Origin of the sequence: Dyella sp. AD56 (assembly GCF_002878475.1) — a bacterium.
GTDB lineage: Bacteria > Pseudomonadota > Gammaproteobacteria > Xanthomonadales > Rhodanobacteraceae > Dyella.
The window spans coordinates 126396-142023 of the sequence record NZ_NRDP01000004.1 but is presented as its reverse complement, the minus strand read 5'-3'; the positions used below and the strand labels follow the sequence as shown (position 1 = coordinate 142023).

The following is a 15628-nucleotide window of genomic DNA, read 5'->3' as shown; positions in this document are numbered from 1 at the left end:
GTGCCGCTTCAGGTGGACAGCAGAGGAATCGATACTCGCACACGCAGCCCACGGCCCTGCGGCGAGTCCAGCAGTTCGATGGAGGCGCGGTGCAGGCTGGCGGCGCGGGCGACGATGGAAAGGCCCAGGCCATAGCCTTCGCCCCGGCTGCCGTTCTCGCGATGAAAACGGGCAAACACATCGCGCCGGCGTTCGGCGGGGATACCCGGCCCGTTGTCGATCACTTCCAGCGTGGCTTCCTGACGGCTTTGCGCCACAGCCAGTTGGATGTGGCCACCCGCGGGCACGTAGCGCAATGAGTTTTCCAACAGGTTGCGCAGCAGGGCGACGAGCGCAGGCGCGTAGCCCTGCACCAGCACGTGGCCGTCCTGTTGCGCAAACCCCAGTTCCACGCCACGACGCTGGATAACGGGCGCGAGTTCTTTCACCACGTCGTCCGCGACCTCGACGAGATTCACCGGCTCGAATTGCGCGGAAGCTGCACCCGCTTCGAGCTTGGCCAACGCCAGCAACTGCTCTACGCGACGACTGAGTATGGCGACGCTGTTGTGCGCACCCGCCAGACTGTCGTGAACCTCGTCGGGGTCGACGGTTTCCATCGCGCTTTCCAGGTTCAGCTGGATGGAGGCCAACGGCGTGCGTAGCTCGTGTGCCACGTCGGCGCTGAAGCGCCGCTCGCGTTCGAGTGCATCTTCCTGCCGTGCAAGCTGCTCGTTGAGCGCGTTTAGCACCGGGCGCAGTTCGCGCGGCGCATCGGGCAACGCGATGCGCTCGCGGCTGCCCGGTTCGCGTTCGGACAGGGCAGTGGTGAGGCTGGCGAGCGGGCGCAAGCCGCGACCCACCGCCCAACCGACCAGCAGAGCGAGCACAGGCAGGCCGAGCAGGAACGGCAACCCGTGGTCGATCCACAGCGTATGCACGATGTTTTCGCGGCTGTCGTAACGATCGCCCGTGCGGATAACGTATTGGCTGTTGGGATCAACGTAGTTGAACACGCGCCACACGTGATGCTGTTTCTTCAGATCGTGGTACGCCGAGCGATCATCCGGTGTGGCGGGCAGCGTCATCAGGTTGAGTGTGCCAAGCACAAGCTTGCCCTGGCGATCGAACACCTGGAAGCCCACTTCCGATTCATGCGTGGCGACTTCACCCTGCGCGGCCAGTACGCTTTTCTTCTGCACGGGAACGATGATGCCGTCGCGGTTGGCAAACGTCTGCAGGCCAGACTGGCGGATCAGCGCAGCCACGGTGTGCGCTGCCTCGGCAAGGCGCGCGTCGGACAACACGGCCATTTCGTCGCTGGTGCGGTAAAAGCTGTAGAACGCCAGCGGCAGCAGGAACAGCACCAGTAGCGCGATGATCATCCAGCGCAGGCGCCCGCGCAGACTGTTGGGCTTCACCGGGCGTCCCGCGGGATCATGTAGCCGAATGCGCGTACGTTCTGGATGGCGTCGAAACTCAGCTTGCGGCGCAACGAATGCACCAGCACGTCGATGGCACCGTCGGTGACGACTTTCTCGCCGCCGTAGAGTGAGCTTTCCAACATGTCGCGACGCACGACGCGACCCGCACGTTCCATCAAGGCTTGCAGTAGCGACAGTTCGCGCCGCGTGACATCCACCTTGTTGCCGTGGAAGGTGACTTCCAGCGTACCCAGATCCAGGCACAGTGCGCCGGCTTCGATGCGGTTGGCGGACAGCCCCTGCATGCGGCGCGTGAGCGAGCGGATGCGCGCGCCCAGTTCATCGAGATGGAACGGTTTGGTGAGGTAGTCGTCGGCACCGGCGTCAAGACCGTGTACGCGCGCTTGTACTGCATCTCGCGCAGTGAGGATAAGCACGGGCGTGGTAACGCCACTACTGCGGGCCTCGGTGAGGATGTCGAGCCCGTCCTTGCCTGGCAGGCCCAGGTCGAGCAATACGAGGTCGGCCGTCTTGGTCTGCATGGTGGCGATGGCTTCGGTGCCGTCGGTGAGCCACGTGACCGTGTACGACAGGCGCTCCATCGCGCGCTGGATAGCCGCACCAAGTTCCAGATCGTCTTCCACCAGGATGATATGCACCGCGCGCCCCTTCCAACGAAAACAGCAGGCCACGGGACATTCCCGGGGCCTGCCTTTGATTGTCTTGCAGTTTTGTTACCGTCCCGGGAAAAAAAGGGCCCATCCGTGGGCACGTGCTCCATCGAAGCTAAGGGAAGGGGCGAGGATCAAGGATCCTCAAGGGCCTACGGCGTCTTCGGAGCCAAACCGGCTGCCCGCAATTCTTCGCGAGCTGCCGCCAGATCGTGTTGCAAGGTGGGCGAGGCGAGCATGTCGGTGGCGAGTGCCGTGCCAAACCCGCGTCCCGCATAAATATCCTGCAGCGTGTGCACGCCCTTCACTACGCGACGCCAGCCGATGTCGCGGGCGTGCTGCATCAGGGCGTCGGCATCCTGCGGGAACAGCTGGGCCAGCAGGATCGCGTCCACCGTGGCCTTACTGGAATGGCCGCTGGGATAGCCGAAACTCTTCTTCGCTGCCTTCTCCGGGTTGCTTGCGCAGTCCGAGGCGGGCGGGCAGGGGCGCGGGCGCTTCCAGTGGTTCTTGGAAAGGTCCACCGCTTCCTTGGTTTCTTCTTCCGCTTCCTTGAACAGCGCAGCCACGCGAGGGAGCTTGTCTGCCTGGAAGCCGGGGCCGATCAGCGGGGCGAAGTCGAACGCGTTGAACTTTTCTTCCTGCTTGGCCTGGGCGAAATCCGCTGCCGAACGCTCCGCAAAAGCGCGGTCGGTGGCGGCGTAGTCGGCCTTGTCTTCCGCGCTGCCCGGCGCGCTTGGCGCGGGCAGGGCAGCCATCACAGCGCTGACTTGCGCGTCGCTGAGGTAGGTCTTGGCGTGACCGTCGCTGGCGGCGGCCAGCGACGGTGCGAGCAGGAGCAGGGTGAGGAACGTGTGCTTGAACATCAAATCGTCGCCCCGTCCGTCACAGTGCCAGCGAAACCGAAGCGAACCAGCTACGGCCCGGCAGCACGTAGTACGAACCCACGTTGCTGCTCACCGAGTTGATCACCAGGTTGTGTGCGTCGAACAGGTTGTCCACCTGCAGGCGCACCTTGTAGCTCTTGATTACCGAGCCGCTCAGGTTCTGGCCGTAACCAATGCTCATCGCCGCCTGCCAGTAACCGCCGGTGCTGATGGTGGAGCTCACCGAGGACGCGACGTCCGGACTAAAGCTGGAGTTGTAGGCCTTCTGACTGCCGGTGTACTTGTCGTACAGCGATGCGAAGAAGCCCTGGTTCTCGTACATCACGCCGAGCGCGGCGGTGCGATTCGGCACATTGGGCATGTCCAGGCTGGAGCCCTTGAAATAGGCATCCTGCAGCGAGCCGTTGGCGAACACGCTGGCACCCGCGCCCACGTAGTACGTGGCCTCGCCTTCAATGCCCTTGATGTACGCGCCCTTCGCCAGGTAGTAGACCGGATCGGTGGTACCCGGCACCGTGGTGGAGAACTGGTAGTTCTTGTAGTTGATGAAATACACGTCGGCGTCAGCGTTGAAACGCTCGGTCTTGTAGACCGTGCCGAACTGGTAGTTCATCGTCTGCGTGGGATGCGTGTTGTTCGCCGTCGGGTTCGGCACGTAGAACTGGTTGAGGTTGGGCGTCAGGAAGCCCTGCGCCGCCTGTGCGTAGACGCTCCATTCCTGGTTGAACGTGTAGTTAGCCGTGAGGTAACCCAGCGTCTTGTCCCAGCTCTGCTTATAGAACAGCGGCGTCTTGGTGGTCTGGTTGATCGGTGCTTCGATGTCGCGACTCACATCGAAGTACTTCACACCCGGGGTGATGCTCAGGCCGTCATAGGCGTACCACTCGTACTCGGCATAGAGCTGACCGGTGTGGAGCTGGTCCGTCATGATGTACTTGTACGGACCGCTGTACACGCCCTTGCTGTTGAACGTGCCGAAGGTCGACGCGCCCGGCTTCACATCCACGGCGCCGTCGCGGCCGTAGTCGATGGCGATGCTGCTGCGGTTATTGTCGGTGTACTCGTACCAACCACCCGTGCGGAACTGGCCGTGGTCGTCCGCATGCACCAACTGCAGCACGTCACCCCAGGCGCGGTAGTTATTGATCTTGATGTAGCCGCCCATGTTGGTCGGCGATGCCTTGGTGCCCACGTACGGGCTTTCGTGGCTGGTGTTGTCGTAGGCGTAGGTGTAGACCTTGTTGTCCAGCGACCAGGTTTCCGACAGCAGGCTGTGGACGCCGATGTATTCCAGGTCCGTCTGCTTGGTCTGGTAGTTGTAGCAGGCGCAGTTGACGCTGGTGCGGTCGTTGTTCAGGCCAAAATTGCTGCCCAGCTGCGTGATCTGCTGCAGCGTCAACGAGCTGAGGTTGGGATTGTTGAAGCGGATGTAGTTGTAGTTGCTGAGGAAGGTGATCTCGGTGCTGTCGCCGATCGGCTGCACGTACTTGATGTAGCCCGTCTTGCGCGACATGTCGCCGTCCGTCTTGGCGGTGTCGGTGCTGATGTACTGCGCGCTGGCGATGAACTTGCCACCGCCGAGATCATCGAGCTTGCCGGAGTTCACTTCCAGGTGCGTGAGCGAGGTGTCGTAGCTGCCAAAGCTTTGCGTGGGGATGAACGAGAACGAGTCGGTCGGGTCCTTCGAGCTCAGCCCCACGGTGCCGCCAAACGTCGCTTCGCCGATGGTGCTGGCGCTGCCGGGGCCGCGGTCCACCACGATCTGGCCGAGCATCTTGGCCGGGAAATAGCTGCTGGTGTGGTGACTGAAGTCGTTGGTGTCGCCGAACGGAATGCCGTCGTACGTCACGTTGTACTGGTTGTCGTTGAAGCCGCGCAGCGTCATCTGCTTGGACTCGCCCAAGCCGGGGCCCGCAGTGCTCACGTTGGTGACGCCCGGCGAAATCGCGGCAATGGTGGCGTAATCGGCGGTCGGCGCAACGTGGTTGCTGATCCAGTCCAGGCCAATAATCGACTGGGGCTGCGTGATGTTCAGATCGGCCTGCGTCGGTGCCTGGGTGATGGCGGACTGCGCAGCAGTGCCGCGCACTTCGACCTCTTCCAGCTCCTTCGGCGCCTTCAGCGCGTTGGCATTGGCTTTGGACGTCGATGCGTCTGTGCTGGCATCCGTGGTGGCTGGATCGGTATCGGCGGCATGCACGGGCATGGCCAGCGACAGGCCGGCGATCAGGGCCAGGGCGATCGCGCTGGAAATCGGGCGCAAGAGGGGGTGCGACGCCTGATGGCGCCGGCTTAGGACGTTGGGCATGGTGGTATCGGCAGTGGCTGGATTCAGCGCACTAGCGTGAATTTACGATTTGACAGTTATGTTTCAGCCGGGTGATGTGGGGCGACGAATCACTTAGCGCCGTCTTAGACGTTCCTTTTCCATGGTCTCGGAACGAGTAGGGGCGGCTACCAGTTCCAGCGCATGCCCATGCTGCCATTGAGCGCCTTGACACCGTCGCCGAAGCCCTTGTCATAGCTGACGGTGGCGTAGAGCGTTGCACCTTTGTGCAGAACGGCGCTTCCGCCGACACCGAGCTCCCACCAGCTTCCGCCGAGATCGGAATGGAACGGCACATTGCCATCCTGCGATGAAAACGCCGTGACCGCATCCGACTTGAACTCATGCCAGAGGTTGGCGAAGAACCATCCGGTGAGCAGGTCGGGTGTGTACTTCTGGCTCCATTGCCAGGTGCGGGATGCGCGGCCGCCGATGCGTCCGGCCAGTGAGTCGCTATCACGAAACTGCACGCTGGCGGCGGAATCGTAGGCGTTGGCCAGATGCAGCGACTGATAGATCAGTTGGCTCTGCGGTTCCAGTGACCAGCCGTTGCCGAACGCGAACGGATACCCGCCTTCCGCCGACAGGGCTGTACCGAAGCCGTGGGTAGTGAGGTTCTCTTGTTGGTTGGACGTGGATGTCGCGTCGTACCACGTGCCCTGCAACACGCCATCGAGATACCAGCCGTTGGCGCCAAAGTGCGTCCAGTAGCCGCCGACCGAATATGAATCAAAGCGATTGTTGCCCGCTGAGGTGTTGTCGTAGTTGCTAACGCCGCCGTGGCCGTGGCCTACCGATGCCAACACACCGGCGAAGTCGCGTCCGCCATCGGTTCGTTCTGTGCGATAGAGGTCTAACCCGGCTTGTACGGCGATCATGTTGTCGTCAAACGAGGGGCCGTCGCGATAGATGCCACCGGGTTTCGCATCCCATTCACCGTCCTGCCCGACCACACGGGCCCACACGCCGCTGGCGCCGAAGCCATCGTCGGACAGGTCGCGCAATTGTTCTTCTTCGCCAACGCGATCGTGCAGCGTGCCGATCAGCGCCTTGCCGTAGTTGAGTGCCATGGAAGGCAACGCGGCGTATAGCGAAACTTCGCTGCGGTAGTACGGCACATAGGGTTCGACTGGCGGCGGAGTTGGCTCACCCGGCGTCACCACCGGTGGCGGAGGCGCCACGGTTCCGGTGATCTCCGACGGCGGTAGTGGCGGGTTGGGATTCTCCGAGCGTAAGTACCAGGAATAGGCCGAGGTGTTGTCGCGCGCACCTTCAAACAAGGCGTATTGATACGGCCCCGCTTTCAGCGACGTGCCCAGCACGAAAGCGCCGGACGTGGACGTCGCGGGCGTGTTGGCCGCCACCACCTGTATGCCGTTGCCGGTGGTCGCCGCACCCAGGCCACCCACGTTGGTGACGTTGAGCACGGTTTGTCCGCTGGCGCTGCCGCCGTTGATTACCAGCAAGTCCGTAGGGGAGCCGTCACCACCTAGCACCGTGTTCATGGCTACCTGCGAACTGCCCTGACCCACTAGGCTGTGGACAGATAGCGTATTGCCCACGCCCGTACCGGCGAGCTGGATCAGGTTGTTGTTGGTCAATGTGCCACCGATGGTGAAGCTGCCCTTGCTGCCGCCCTGGAACAGCGACAGCGCATCGGCCACGGCGATGGTGCCGCTGTTGTTCACGTCACCGGCGGTGTTGCCATAGCCGCCGAACGTCGCGCCGCTCGCCACCGTCACTGCGCCACCGCCGGCCAGGGCGGCCGTGCTGTTGGGCGCACTACCCACGATCAGCGTGCCAGCGTTGACTTGCGTGGTGCCGCTGTAGCTGTTCGTGGCGGTGAGGATGGTGGTGCCGGTGCCGTTTTGTTGCACGGAACCGGACGGGTCCGGTGTGGTATTCGTCCAGTCGCTGATGAGGTTGTTGAAGGTCACGGTGTCGGAGCGGTCGAAGATCAGCGTGCCGCCGTTCTGCACGTTGCCCGTGATGCTGCCCGTGGTGCCGCCGTCGCCAAGTTGCAGGGCGCCATTGGCGATCACCGTTCCACCGGTGTACGTGTTGGTGCCGGTCAATGTCATGGTGCCTGCACCTGTCTTCACCAGCGCACCGCTGCCGGACGCAACACCACTGAATGACGTGGATGTGCCGAGCCCGCCGGTGTTGAGTGTTCCCGCTTCAAACGTCACGGCACCTGCGCCGGCCAGGCTGCCGATGGTCTGGTTGGCGTTGCCCAGATCCAGCGTGGCGCCGCTATTCACGGTGAACGCGCTGGATGGCGAGAGCACGTTGGCGGCGCCCGCTTGCAGTGTGCCGCTGGCGACGGTGGTCGGGCCCGTATAGGAGCCCGCACCCGCCAGCACCAGTGTGCCGCTGCCGGACTGTGTCACCGAGCCGCTGCCCCGGATGGGTGCGGCAACGCTCAGGTTGCTTGCACTGGTGAATACCAGCGAGCCGTTGTCGGTGATCTGTCCACTGATGGTTAGCGCGGGGCCGTTGAAGGTGGCGGTGGTGCCCGCATTGAGCGAGAGGTTGGTGAGTGTGTAGCTAGGTGCCGACAGCGTGACGTTGGCGCTGTTGCGCAAGGCGACCAACTGCCAGTTGGGAATCGCATTGGCGAACGCCGTGGACGTGAAGCCGTCGAACACTAGCGTGTTGTTGCTGCCGCCCGAGCCCGCGTCGATGGAGCCGGTGGTAGTGGAGCCGGCTTCGAGCATCACGGTGTTGTTGGATTGTCCCGGCCCAAACAACACGGCACCGAGATGGCCGCTGAGTGTGCCCGCGTTGGTCACGCTGATGCCGTTGGCGTTGGGGCCGTTTCCGTAGAAGCCGTAGGCGTTGTCACTGGTGACGCTGGCGCCGGCTTCGTTAGTGAAGGTGCCGGGGCCGGCCATCTCCACGCCGTTGCCGGCGATGGCCATGGTGGTGCCCGTGCCAATGGTGGCGTAGGCGCCGTGCGCAGCGACGTTGCCGTAGTTGAGAATGGTGCTGGCCACCACGCTTTCCGAGCGGATGCCCGCCGACGATGCGCGCGTGCTGGTGCCGGAGATCGAGCCGTACGTGTCGATCTGTCCGCGATTGATCAGTGTATTGCCGGCGGTGCGGTTGCCTGTGCGGGCGAACATGCCTACGGAATTGCTGCCATTGGTGCGGATGGTGCCGTCGTTCTCCAGCGTGTTGCCGTAGCCGACGGTGGTGCTCGATGCATTGCTGGGGTCGCCTGCCCACATGCCGTAGGCGTTGATGAAGGTGGTGGTGATCGATCCGCCCTTGCCTACGGTTACGGTGCTGTTGTTGGCGACCTGGATAGCCGCGCCGGTGGTGGACAGGCCCGAGCCAGCGTTCACGGCTACCGTGGCGCCATTCAAGGGAATGGTGAGCGAGCCTGTTCCAACCACGGTCGCATTGATGCTGCTGGTGAAGGGGTTGGGCGCGTTGGTATCGCAGATGACGGTGGTGCCACTGGGTTGCAGCACGCAGTTGGCGAACGCAGAGGGTGCGAGCGTGGCCAACAGGCAGGCAACCAGCCATCGTGGTCGTGGAAAGGTCGATGCAGATCGCGAAGTGCCCTGCGTGAGGGAGTTCGCTCGCATTTCCCGTCGTTGTTGCGCATGTCGATTCATGATCAAGTCCCGAAAAGCGACGCTCAACGGCGTCGTTGACTACCATCGCTTCGGTGACCCAACCGTGAAACAGCTTGTACAAGGCAGCCCCCAAGCCGCCCGGAGAACGTTACTGCCGACTACTTCACCGGCTCGGCAAGCGGCTTGCCCTTGTCGATGATCCACGTGGAAAGCGCCACGCCGCCCTCGCTGCCGGGCGCGGCGGCCAGACTGTGCACGGCGCCACGCGGGTTGAAGAAGTGATCGCCAGCCTTGAGCACCTGATCCGGCTTACCGCGCGTCTTGAGCACTAGATTGCCCTTGAGCACGTAACCCGATTCGTCGCCATCGTGGACGTGCCAGCCCACCACGCCGCCCGCGGGAATCTCCGCGGTACCAAGGACGATCTCCGTGCCCGGCACGCCGCTTTGCTCATGCTGGTCGAGGATGGTCCGCTTAGGTTGGGGTGTGGCGGCAGCCGGCGCGTCCTGTGCCAGCGCGGTGGCGCCGATTCCCGTGCCAGCAAGCAGTGCAGCGATCACCAGTGAGCGGATCGACATGGCGGCTTCCTCGATGCAGACGGACTGGATGCGGATGCTGCACGCACGGGCGTCACGGTCGTGCGAAGCCGCTTTCGGGCCGGGTATCTGGGCGCTTGGCCTATCATGCGTGGTTTCAGGTCCACTCTGGCTTTCTCCATGAGCACTTCCACCACTCCGCTGCGTGTCGCATTGATCGGTTACGGCTTTGCCGGCAAGACCTTCCACGCGCCGCTGATACGCAGCGTGCCCGGCCTTGCGCTAAGCACGGTCGTCTCGCGCGACGCCACGAAGGTGCACGCGGATCTGCCTGATGTCGACGTGGTCGCGAGCGCGGACGTGGCGCTGGCCGATCCTCAATTGGACGTAGTGGTGATCGCGTCGCCCAATGACACACACGCACCGCTGGCGCGTGCGGCGCTGGAAGCGGGCAAGCACGTGGTAGTCGACAAGCCCTTTGCGCTCGATCTGGTGGAGGCGCGCGAGTTGGCCGCCATCGCGGAGCGGGAGGGGCGGGTGCTGTCGGTGTTTCAAAACCGGCGCTGGGATGCCGATTTCCTGGGCATACGGCAACTGATCACGGAAGGGCGCCTGGGCGAGGTGACTCATCTCGAATCGCATATCGACCGCTTCCGCCCGCAAGTGCGCGTGCGCTGGCGCGAGCAGCCGGGTGCTGGCAGTGGCCTGTGGTACGACCTTGGGCCGCATTTGGTGGATCAGGCGTTGTGCCTGTTCGGCTTGCCGGATCGCGTATGGGCCAGCCTGGCGGTGCAGCGTGAGGGCGGTACGGTCACCGACTGGGCGCACGTAGTGCTCGAGTACGGCCAACGGCGCGTGATTCTGCACGCCAGCATGTTGGTGGCCGGCGGCAGCCCGCGCTTTGTCGTGCACGGCACACTGGGCAGTGCGGTGAAGTCGATGATCGATCCTCAGGAAACCCAGCTGCTTGCTGGCATGCGGCCGGGCGACGCGGATTGGGGTGTCGATCCCGACGATCTGCTGCTCTACGACGGTAGCGGCAACGTCGAGCGCGTGCCTTCGCCAAGGGGCGACCAGAGCCGCTACTACGCCGCCTTCCGCGACGCCGTACTCGGGCAGGGCGACAACCCGGTGACGCCGCAACAGGCGATCACCGTGATGGCGGTGATCGAGGCTGCCATAGCGTCCGCTGCCGAAGGGCATGCAGTTGAGCTGGCGCTGAGCGCGGCGGAACGCGATGCCTGGGCATCTGCCGCCCATCGCTGATTGCCCACGATGTCACGACGGCGTGAAGACGCGGGGAATGGACATCTATCCATCCGGCATGAAAAACATCAGGCATAAAAAAAGGCCCCCTTTCGGGGGCCTCGTGGGTCGGTTCTAGGGGGGCGACCGACCCTGGGGTACCGGAGTCCGTGGGAACGCCGGTAGACATAGATTGCCTGAGTGATTGGCGCAAAAATGTAAGCGAATTCCTACATGGCTAGTAGGCGAGCAGATTGTCTCGTGTCAGGCAGTCCACGGCGACCGCATTATCGGTTCACTGCTTGCATCATCGGGCCCGCGTAGCGCGCACCGGCAGCGGCGTCGGGCGGGAACACGGCGTCGATCGTCTTCAGCTCTTCCGGGCTCAGCGTGAGGTCCACTGCAGCGAGATTTTCGTCCAATCGCCCGATGCGGCGGGTGCCCGGGATAGCAAACATGTTGCTGCCCTGCGCCAGTACCCAGGCCAGTGCGAGTTGCGCCGGCGTGCAGCCCTTGTCGGCGGCGATGGCCTTCACTTTTTCCACCAATTCCAGGTTGCGGTAGAAGTTGTCACCCTGGAAGCGCGGGCTCTGGCGGCGGTAGTCATCGGCCTCGAAATCGTCCGGGCTCTGGAATGCGCCAGTGAGGAAACCGCGGCCCAGCGGTGAGTAGGCCACGATGCTGGTGCCCGTTTTTGCGGAAGACTCGACCATGCCGTTCTCCTGCGGGTCGCGGGTCCACAGCGAGAACTCCACCTGCAGCGCAGCGATGGGATGCACCTTGGCTGCGCGTTCGAGCGTGGCGCCCGATGCTTCGGATAAGCCGAGGTAACGCACCTTGCCGGCCTTCACCAGCTCCGCCATTGCGCCCACGGTTTCTTCGATGGGCACGGTGGTGTCCACGCGATGCTGGTAGTACAGGTCGATGTGATCCAGGCCGAGGCGCTTGAGGCTGGCGTCGCAGGAGGCCCGCACATACTCCGGGCTGCCGCTCACGCCGCGCACGGAGGGGTCGTTAGGATCGCGCACGATGCCGAACTTGGTGGCAAGAAATGCCTGGTCGCGGCGATCGCGGATGGCCTTGCCCACCAGCACTTCGTTGGTGTGCGGGCCATACACATCGGCGGTGTCGAGGAAGTTGAAGCCGCGCTCCAATGCGTGGTGAATGGTGGCAATGGATTCGGCGTCGTCCCGGTCGCTGCCGTAGAACTCGCTCATGCCCATGCAACCCAGGCCGAGGACGGAGACGGAGGGACCATTCTTGCCGAGCTGTCGCATATGCATGGGGAGAGTCCTTAGTGCGGGGGGAAGAAACCGATGACGCATTCTTCGCCAAGACGCCATGCGGATAAATGCTCAATAATCGACATATCTGTTGTCGAATTGATCAACAATCGCTGGAGCTGGCCATGGACCGTCTGCAAGCCATGCGGGTGTTCACCCGCATCGTCGAACTGGGCAGCTTTACCCGTGCCGCCGATGACCTGAGCCTACCGCGCGCCACGCTCACCCACACCATCAAACGGCTGGAGGAGCACGTGGGCGCTCACCTGCTCCAGCGCACCACCCGTCGCGTGCGGCCCACCCGCGACGGCGAGGTTTATTACAACCATTGCGTGCGCCTGCTCGCGGACCTGGATGCGGTCGAGGCGGACTTCCGCGAGGCGGCCGTGGTGCCCAAGGGGCGGCTGCGTATTGATCTGGCGTCTTCGCTGGCGCGCAATGTGCTGATTCCCGCGCTGCCTGGGTTCTTCCAGCGCTATCCACAGATCGAGCTGGATCTCGGCACCAGCGATCGCTTTATCGATCTGGTGCAGGAGGGTGTGGATTGCGTATTGCGCGCCGGTGATCTGCCGGACTCCACCATGGTCGGGCGGCGCGTGGCCAACCTGTCGCAGGCCACGGTGGCAAGTGCCGACTACGTGAAGCGCCACGGCGCGCCGCAAACCCTGGCGGACCTGCAGGATGGCCATCGGGCCGTGAACTGGGCATCACCGACCACGCGGCGTACGTCGGCACTGGAGTTCATGGTGGGCCGGCGCATGCGCGAGGTGAGCCTGCCGTCGTTGATTACGGTGAGCGGCACCGATGCCTACCTCGCCAGTTGCGAGGCGGGGCTCGGCATCGCGCAGTTTCCGCGTTACCGCGTGGGGGACGAACTCAAGCGCGGCAAGTTGGTGGAAATTCTGCCGTCGATGCCACCGCCGGCATTCCCGGTCAGCGTGGTGTACCAGTCGCAACGGCAATTGCCGCTGCGACTGCGCGTGTTCATCGACTGGGTGGCGGAGATCATGGGTACGTTGCACTGAGCGTCAGCTCATTCCTCCCACGCAGGCCGCTTGCTGATGCCGCCTTCGCTGCGTAGCGCGTTAGCCTCCATCAGCTTGCCGTCCATCATCACCACGTCGGTATGGCGCAGGTCGCCGATGTTCGCGGCCGGGTTGCCGTCGACCAGCACCAGATCCGCCACCTTGCCAACCTTGATGCTGCCGGTGCGCTGATCGGCACCGACCAGATGCGCGGTGGCAATGGTGGCGCTGGCGAGCGCTTCTTCGTTGGTGAAGCCCGCTTGCACGTAAAGCTCCAGTTCGCGCACCAGTTCCATGCCGGTGCCATCGGTGCCGGCCACGATAGGCACACCCGCCTTGTGCATGGCGCCCACCAGTTGCTGCAGCTTGGCGAAGCTGGCGCGGTAATCGGCGCGGGTGAGGTCCTTTGGCACGGTGAAACCGCCCTGGCGGAAGCCGCGTTCCACGGCGGGCGGCAGGGTGCCGACGAAGGGCGCATAGGACGGTGACAGATCACCGTTCTCCGGCACGTAGAGGCTTTCTGCAATGACCAAGGTGGGGTCGGAGGTGATGTGCCGCTGGGCCATGGTGGCGATCAGCGATTTCATCGGCTCTTTGTTCAAGTCCACGTTGCGTGCGTAACGACCGGGGCCTTCGAAGCGACCCATGCCGTTGGATGTCTTCACCACATCGTCCGGCATGGCCTGCATCATCACGAAGTAGATGTGGGTGATCTCGTCGTAGCCGTCGTCGATGGCGTCCTTCGGGCGCATGCCGGCAGGCAGGTGGCCGTGCACGTGCAGACCATCTTTGTGCGCTTCGGCTGCGGTGGCTTTTACCCAATCCGGATTGAACGTGCCGTAGATCTTGATGGCACCAAAACCGTCGGCCTTGGCCTTGTCCACCAGTTTGATGGCTTCTTCCTGCGAGGTGGCCACCGTGGCGACCTGCGCGGTGTTCGGTCCCTTGCCGTCGATCAGCACGGAGGGATACACGTGCGGCCCCAGCAGCTCGCCTTTCGCGCGACGCTGTGCACGCGAAAGCGTCAGCTCGTTGTTGTTGCCTGGATCGCGCACGGACGTGATGCCGAGCGAGAGCAGCAGCGGGCCGGCAGCGTCATCGGGTACGTGCTGATGCGAATCCCACAGGCCGGGCACGAGTGTCTTGCCGCTGCCGTCGATGACTTGCGCGTTCTTCGGCACCTTCACCGACGCAGCGTCGCCTACGGCCGTGATCACACCCTTGTCGACGATCACCGTTTGGCCGTCCGCAAAACGCGAGCCATCGAGGAAGGCGCGCACGTTGGTAAAGGCTACGGGGCCTGCGGGCGTTTTCTCCAGTCGGGGCACGATGGCCTTGGCGTGCTGCGCGAGCGCCTCGGTCTGGGCCTTTTCCAGCGCGGGCAAGGCCGATTCATAGCCTGTGGGCAACCACGCCAATCCATCGACGAAGCCGAAGAAGTGGTTGTTCGCGTCTGCCCACACCGGCACCGGTGTGTTGCTCAGCCCGCTGACCGCATACGCGGTCACCTGTTTCTTCGCGGTGCCGTCGCCCACGGTGACAGCGACGAGTTTCTCGGCGTGGGCCTTGCCGCCGGGCAGCAGGGCCAGGGTTTTGTCGGGCGCAGCGAGCAGGGCCTCGACCATGTCGGCGGTCACATCGATCGGGCCGCCGAAGGCCATGTACTCCGCCGGTGAGGCGTAGGGTGCGGAACCCGCGTCCACGGGACTTTTCCAACTGGCCTTGCCGTCCTTCACCGCGAAGGTTTCGCCTGCGTCGCCGTTGGGCGTATGACCGCGGATCACCACGGATGCGAGCATGCCGTCGTGGCCGGTGGTAGAGCTGCTATCCACTTCCGTGGCCATGCCGCGCAACAGCAGGCTGTCGCGACCCATATGCGTGCCGTCGGCGGTAGTCCAGCGTGCGGACGTGCCGTGCTTGCCGGCGGTGGAAAGAATGGTGAAGTGCTGCGCGTTGGCTGGCGGCGTGGCCAGCGATTCGGTAGCTGCAGGGGTATCGGCCAGGCAGGGCAGGGCCAGGGAAAGAGCGAACACGACGAACGGGGCGCGCATAGGAAAGCCTCCGAAGGGTTCGACGCACAGTATGGCCTCAGCGCGTGGCGCCCGGCAGCGTGCCAAATGGGCTATCGAGGCGGGCTTGTACCGTCATCCGTGTCGTTAAAGTTTGCGACGCCAGGGCCGATAACCGTGCCATACGCCGTCCCTGGGCGGCGTATGGCCTTGTTGCGGCGGCGTTGGCCGCGACGCTGTCGTACCTCCAGATGGGAAGTGTTTCGCATGACCGCAAACAAGCCGCACGAGAAAGGGAATCGCGTGGATTGGGGCGACCCGCGCCTGCAGGCTCTGCTGCGCCGATCGGAGAACTGGAAATTGGATAACCGCGGTACGTACACGCCCAAGGACGTGCAAATCCATCTTGGCTGGGGCGCTTCTTCAGGGCGGCCGGCCATCCTCGTATGGGAACGCGACCAAGTCATGATGCTGGAAACGCGCTTCGCTATTCCCCTTGGCGAACAGGTACGCGTGGACGAACCGCTGGGGGAAAAACTCCGCAGCGTGTGGGGCCTCGTGGTGGAAGGTCGCGAAGGCTTCCGCGCCGAAGACCGCGCCAATGGCGTACACCTGCACTGGCTTCATCTCCGCTGATAACGCGCACCCGACGCGGCCGC

General features: G+C 63.7%; 11 protein-coding genes. 3 read left to right on the top strand and 8 right to left on the bottom strand.

From position 1 onward, the window contains the following. Nucleotides 1-8: 8 nt before the first annotated feature. The 6 genes from DyAD56_RS04065 to DyAD56_RS04040 form a co-directional block, all read right to left on the bottom strand. Nucleotides 9-1400 carry an ATP-binding protein gene (locus tag DyAD56_RS04065; RefSeq protein WP_199178874.1) on the bottom strand — a complete coding sequence of 464 codons (1392 nt, stop codon included), beginning with the start codon at nucleotides 1398-1400 and terminating at the stop codon, nucleotides 9-11. Continuing rightward, entirely contained in the window at nucleotides 1397-2062 is a 666-nt protein-coding gene (locus tag DyAD56_RS04060; RefSeq protein WP_102301466.1) for a response regulator, read from the bottom strand. Before DyAD56_RS04060 ends, DyAD56_RS04065 begins: the two co-directional genes overlap by 4 nt. A gap of 164 nt (nucleotides 2063-2226) precedes the next feature. Continuing rightward, on the bottom strand, nucleotides 2227-2940 hold the full coding sequence (locus tag DyAD56_RS04055; RefSeq protein WP_102301465.1) for a phosphatase PAP2 family protein: 714 nt from the start codon (nucleotides 2938-2940) through the stop codon (nucleotides 2227-2229). 19 nt (nucleotides 2941-2959) lie between these two features. Beyond that, on the bottom strand, nucleotides 2960-5269 hold the full coding sequence (locus DyAD56_RS04050) for a TonB-dependent receptor (protein ID WP_102301464.1): 2310 nt from the start codon (nucleotides 5267-5269) through the stop codon (nucleotides 2960-2962). A gap of 146 nt (nucleotides 5270-5415) precedes the next feature. Next, on the bottom strand, nucleotides 5416-8880 hold the full coding sequence (locus DyAD56_RS04045; protein WP_102301463.1) for an autotransporter outer membrane beta-barrel domain-containing protein: 3465 nt from the start codon (nucleotides 8878-8880) through the stop codon (nucleotides 5416-5418). 149 nt (nucleotides 8881-9029) lie between these two features. Beyond that, a complete protein-coding gene (locus DyAD56_RS04040) occupies nucleotides 9030-9449 on the bottom strand; it encodes a cupin domain-containing protein (protein ID WP_102301462.1) in 420 nt (139 codons plus the stop codon). Nucleotides 9450-9587: 138 nt separating this feature from the next. Between DyAD56_RS04040 and DyAD56_RS04035 the strand changes: the two genes are divergently transcribed. Beyond that, on the top strand, nucleotides 9588-10673 hold the full coding sequence (locus tag DyAD56_RS04035) for an oxidoreductase (protein ID WP_102301461.1): 1086 nt from the start codon (nucleotides 9588-9590) through the stop codon (nucleotides 10671-10673). 266 nt (nucleotides 10674-10939) lie between these two features. Here DyAD56_RS04035 and DyAD56_RS04030 read toward each other — a convergent pair whose 3' ends face one another. Further along, complete coding sequence (locus DyAD56_RS04030) at nucleotides 10940-11935, bottom strand: aldo/keto reductase (protein ID WP_102301460.1); 996 nt, start codon at nucleotides 11933-11935, stop codon at nucleotides 10940-10942. A 125-nt stretch (nucleotides 11936-12060) separates the two neighbouring features. Between DyAD56_RS04030 and DyAD56_RS04025 the strand changes: the two genes are divergently transcribed. Then, nucleotides 12061-12960, top strand: coding sequence for a LysR family transcriptional regulator (locus tag DyAD56_RS04025; protein WP_102301459.1), 900 nt, complete (start codon nucleotides 12061-12063; stop codon nucleotides 12958-12960). Between the two features lie 8 nt (nucleotides 12961-12968). Here DyAD56_RS04025 and DyAD56_RS04020 read toward each other — a convergent pair whose 3' ends face one another. Continuing rightward, nucleotides 12969-15011 carry an amidohydrolase family protein gene (locus tag DyAD56_RS04020; protein WP_102301458.1) on the bottom strand — a complete coding sequence of 681 codons (2043 nt, stop codon included), beginning with the start codon at nucleotides 15009-15011 and terminating at the stop codon, nucleotides 12969-12971. A 225-nt stretch (nucleotides 15012-15236) separates the two neighbouring features. Between DyAD56_RS04020 and DyAD56_RS04015 the strand changes: the two genes are divergently transcribed. Beyond that, nucleotides 15237-15605 (top strand): hypothetical protein, encoded by a 369-nt coding sequence (locus tag DyAD56_RS04015; protein ID WP_102301457.1) that lies wholly within the window; start codon nucleotides 15237-15239, stop codon nucleotides 15603-15605. The last annotated feature ends 23 nt before the right edge of the window (nucleotides 15606-15628 follow it).

What these genes read in the sequence shown, in the direction of transcription:
- DyAD56_RS04055 (WP_102301465.1), bottom strand. Translation starts at nt 2,940, where the DNA reads ATGTTCAAGCACACGTTCCTCACCCTGCTCCTGCTCGCACCGTCGCTG.
- DyAD56_RS04050 (WP_102301464.1), bottom strand. Translation starts at nt 5,269, where the DNA reads ATGCCCAACGTCCTAAGCCGGCGCCATCAGGCGTCGCACCCCCTCTTG.
- DyAD56_RS04045 (WP_102301463.1), bottom strand. Translation starts at nt 8,880, where the DNA reads ATGCGAGCGAACTCCCTCACGCAGGGCACTTCGCGATCTGCATCGACC.
- DyAD56_RS04040 (WP_102301462.1), bottom strand. Translation starts at nt 9,449, where the DNA reads ATGTCGATCCGCTCACTGGTGATCGCTGCACTGCTTGCTGGCACGGGA.
- DyAD56_RS04035 (WP_102301461.1), top strand. Translation starts at nt 9,588, where the DNA reads ATGAGCACTTCCACCACTCCGCTGCGTGTCGCATTGATCGGTTACGGC.
- DyAD56_RS04030 (WP_102301460.1), bottom strand. Translation starts at nt 11,935, where the DNA reads ATGCATATGCGACAGCTCGGCAAGAATGGTCCCTCCGTCTCCGTCCTC.
- DyAD56_RS04025 (WP_102301459.1), top strand. Translation starts at nt 12,061, where the DNA reads ATGGACCGTCTGCAAGCCATGCGGGTGTTCACCCGCATCGTCGAACTG.
- DyAD56_RS04020 (WP_102301458.1), bottom strand. Translation starts at nt 15,011, where the DNA reads ATGCGCGCCCCGTTCGTCGTGTTCGCTCTTTCCCTGGCCCTGCCCTGC.
- DyAD56_RS04015 (WP_102301457.1), top strand. Translation starts at nt 15,237, where the DNA reads ATGACCGCAAACAAGCCGCACGAGAAAGGGAATCGCGTGGATTGGGGC.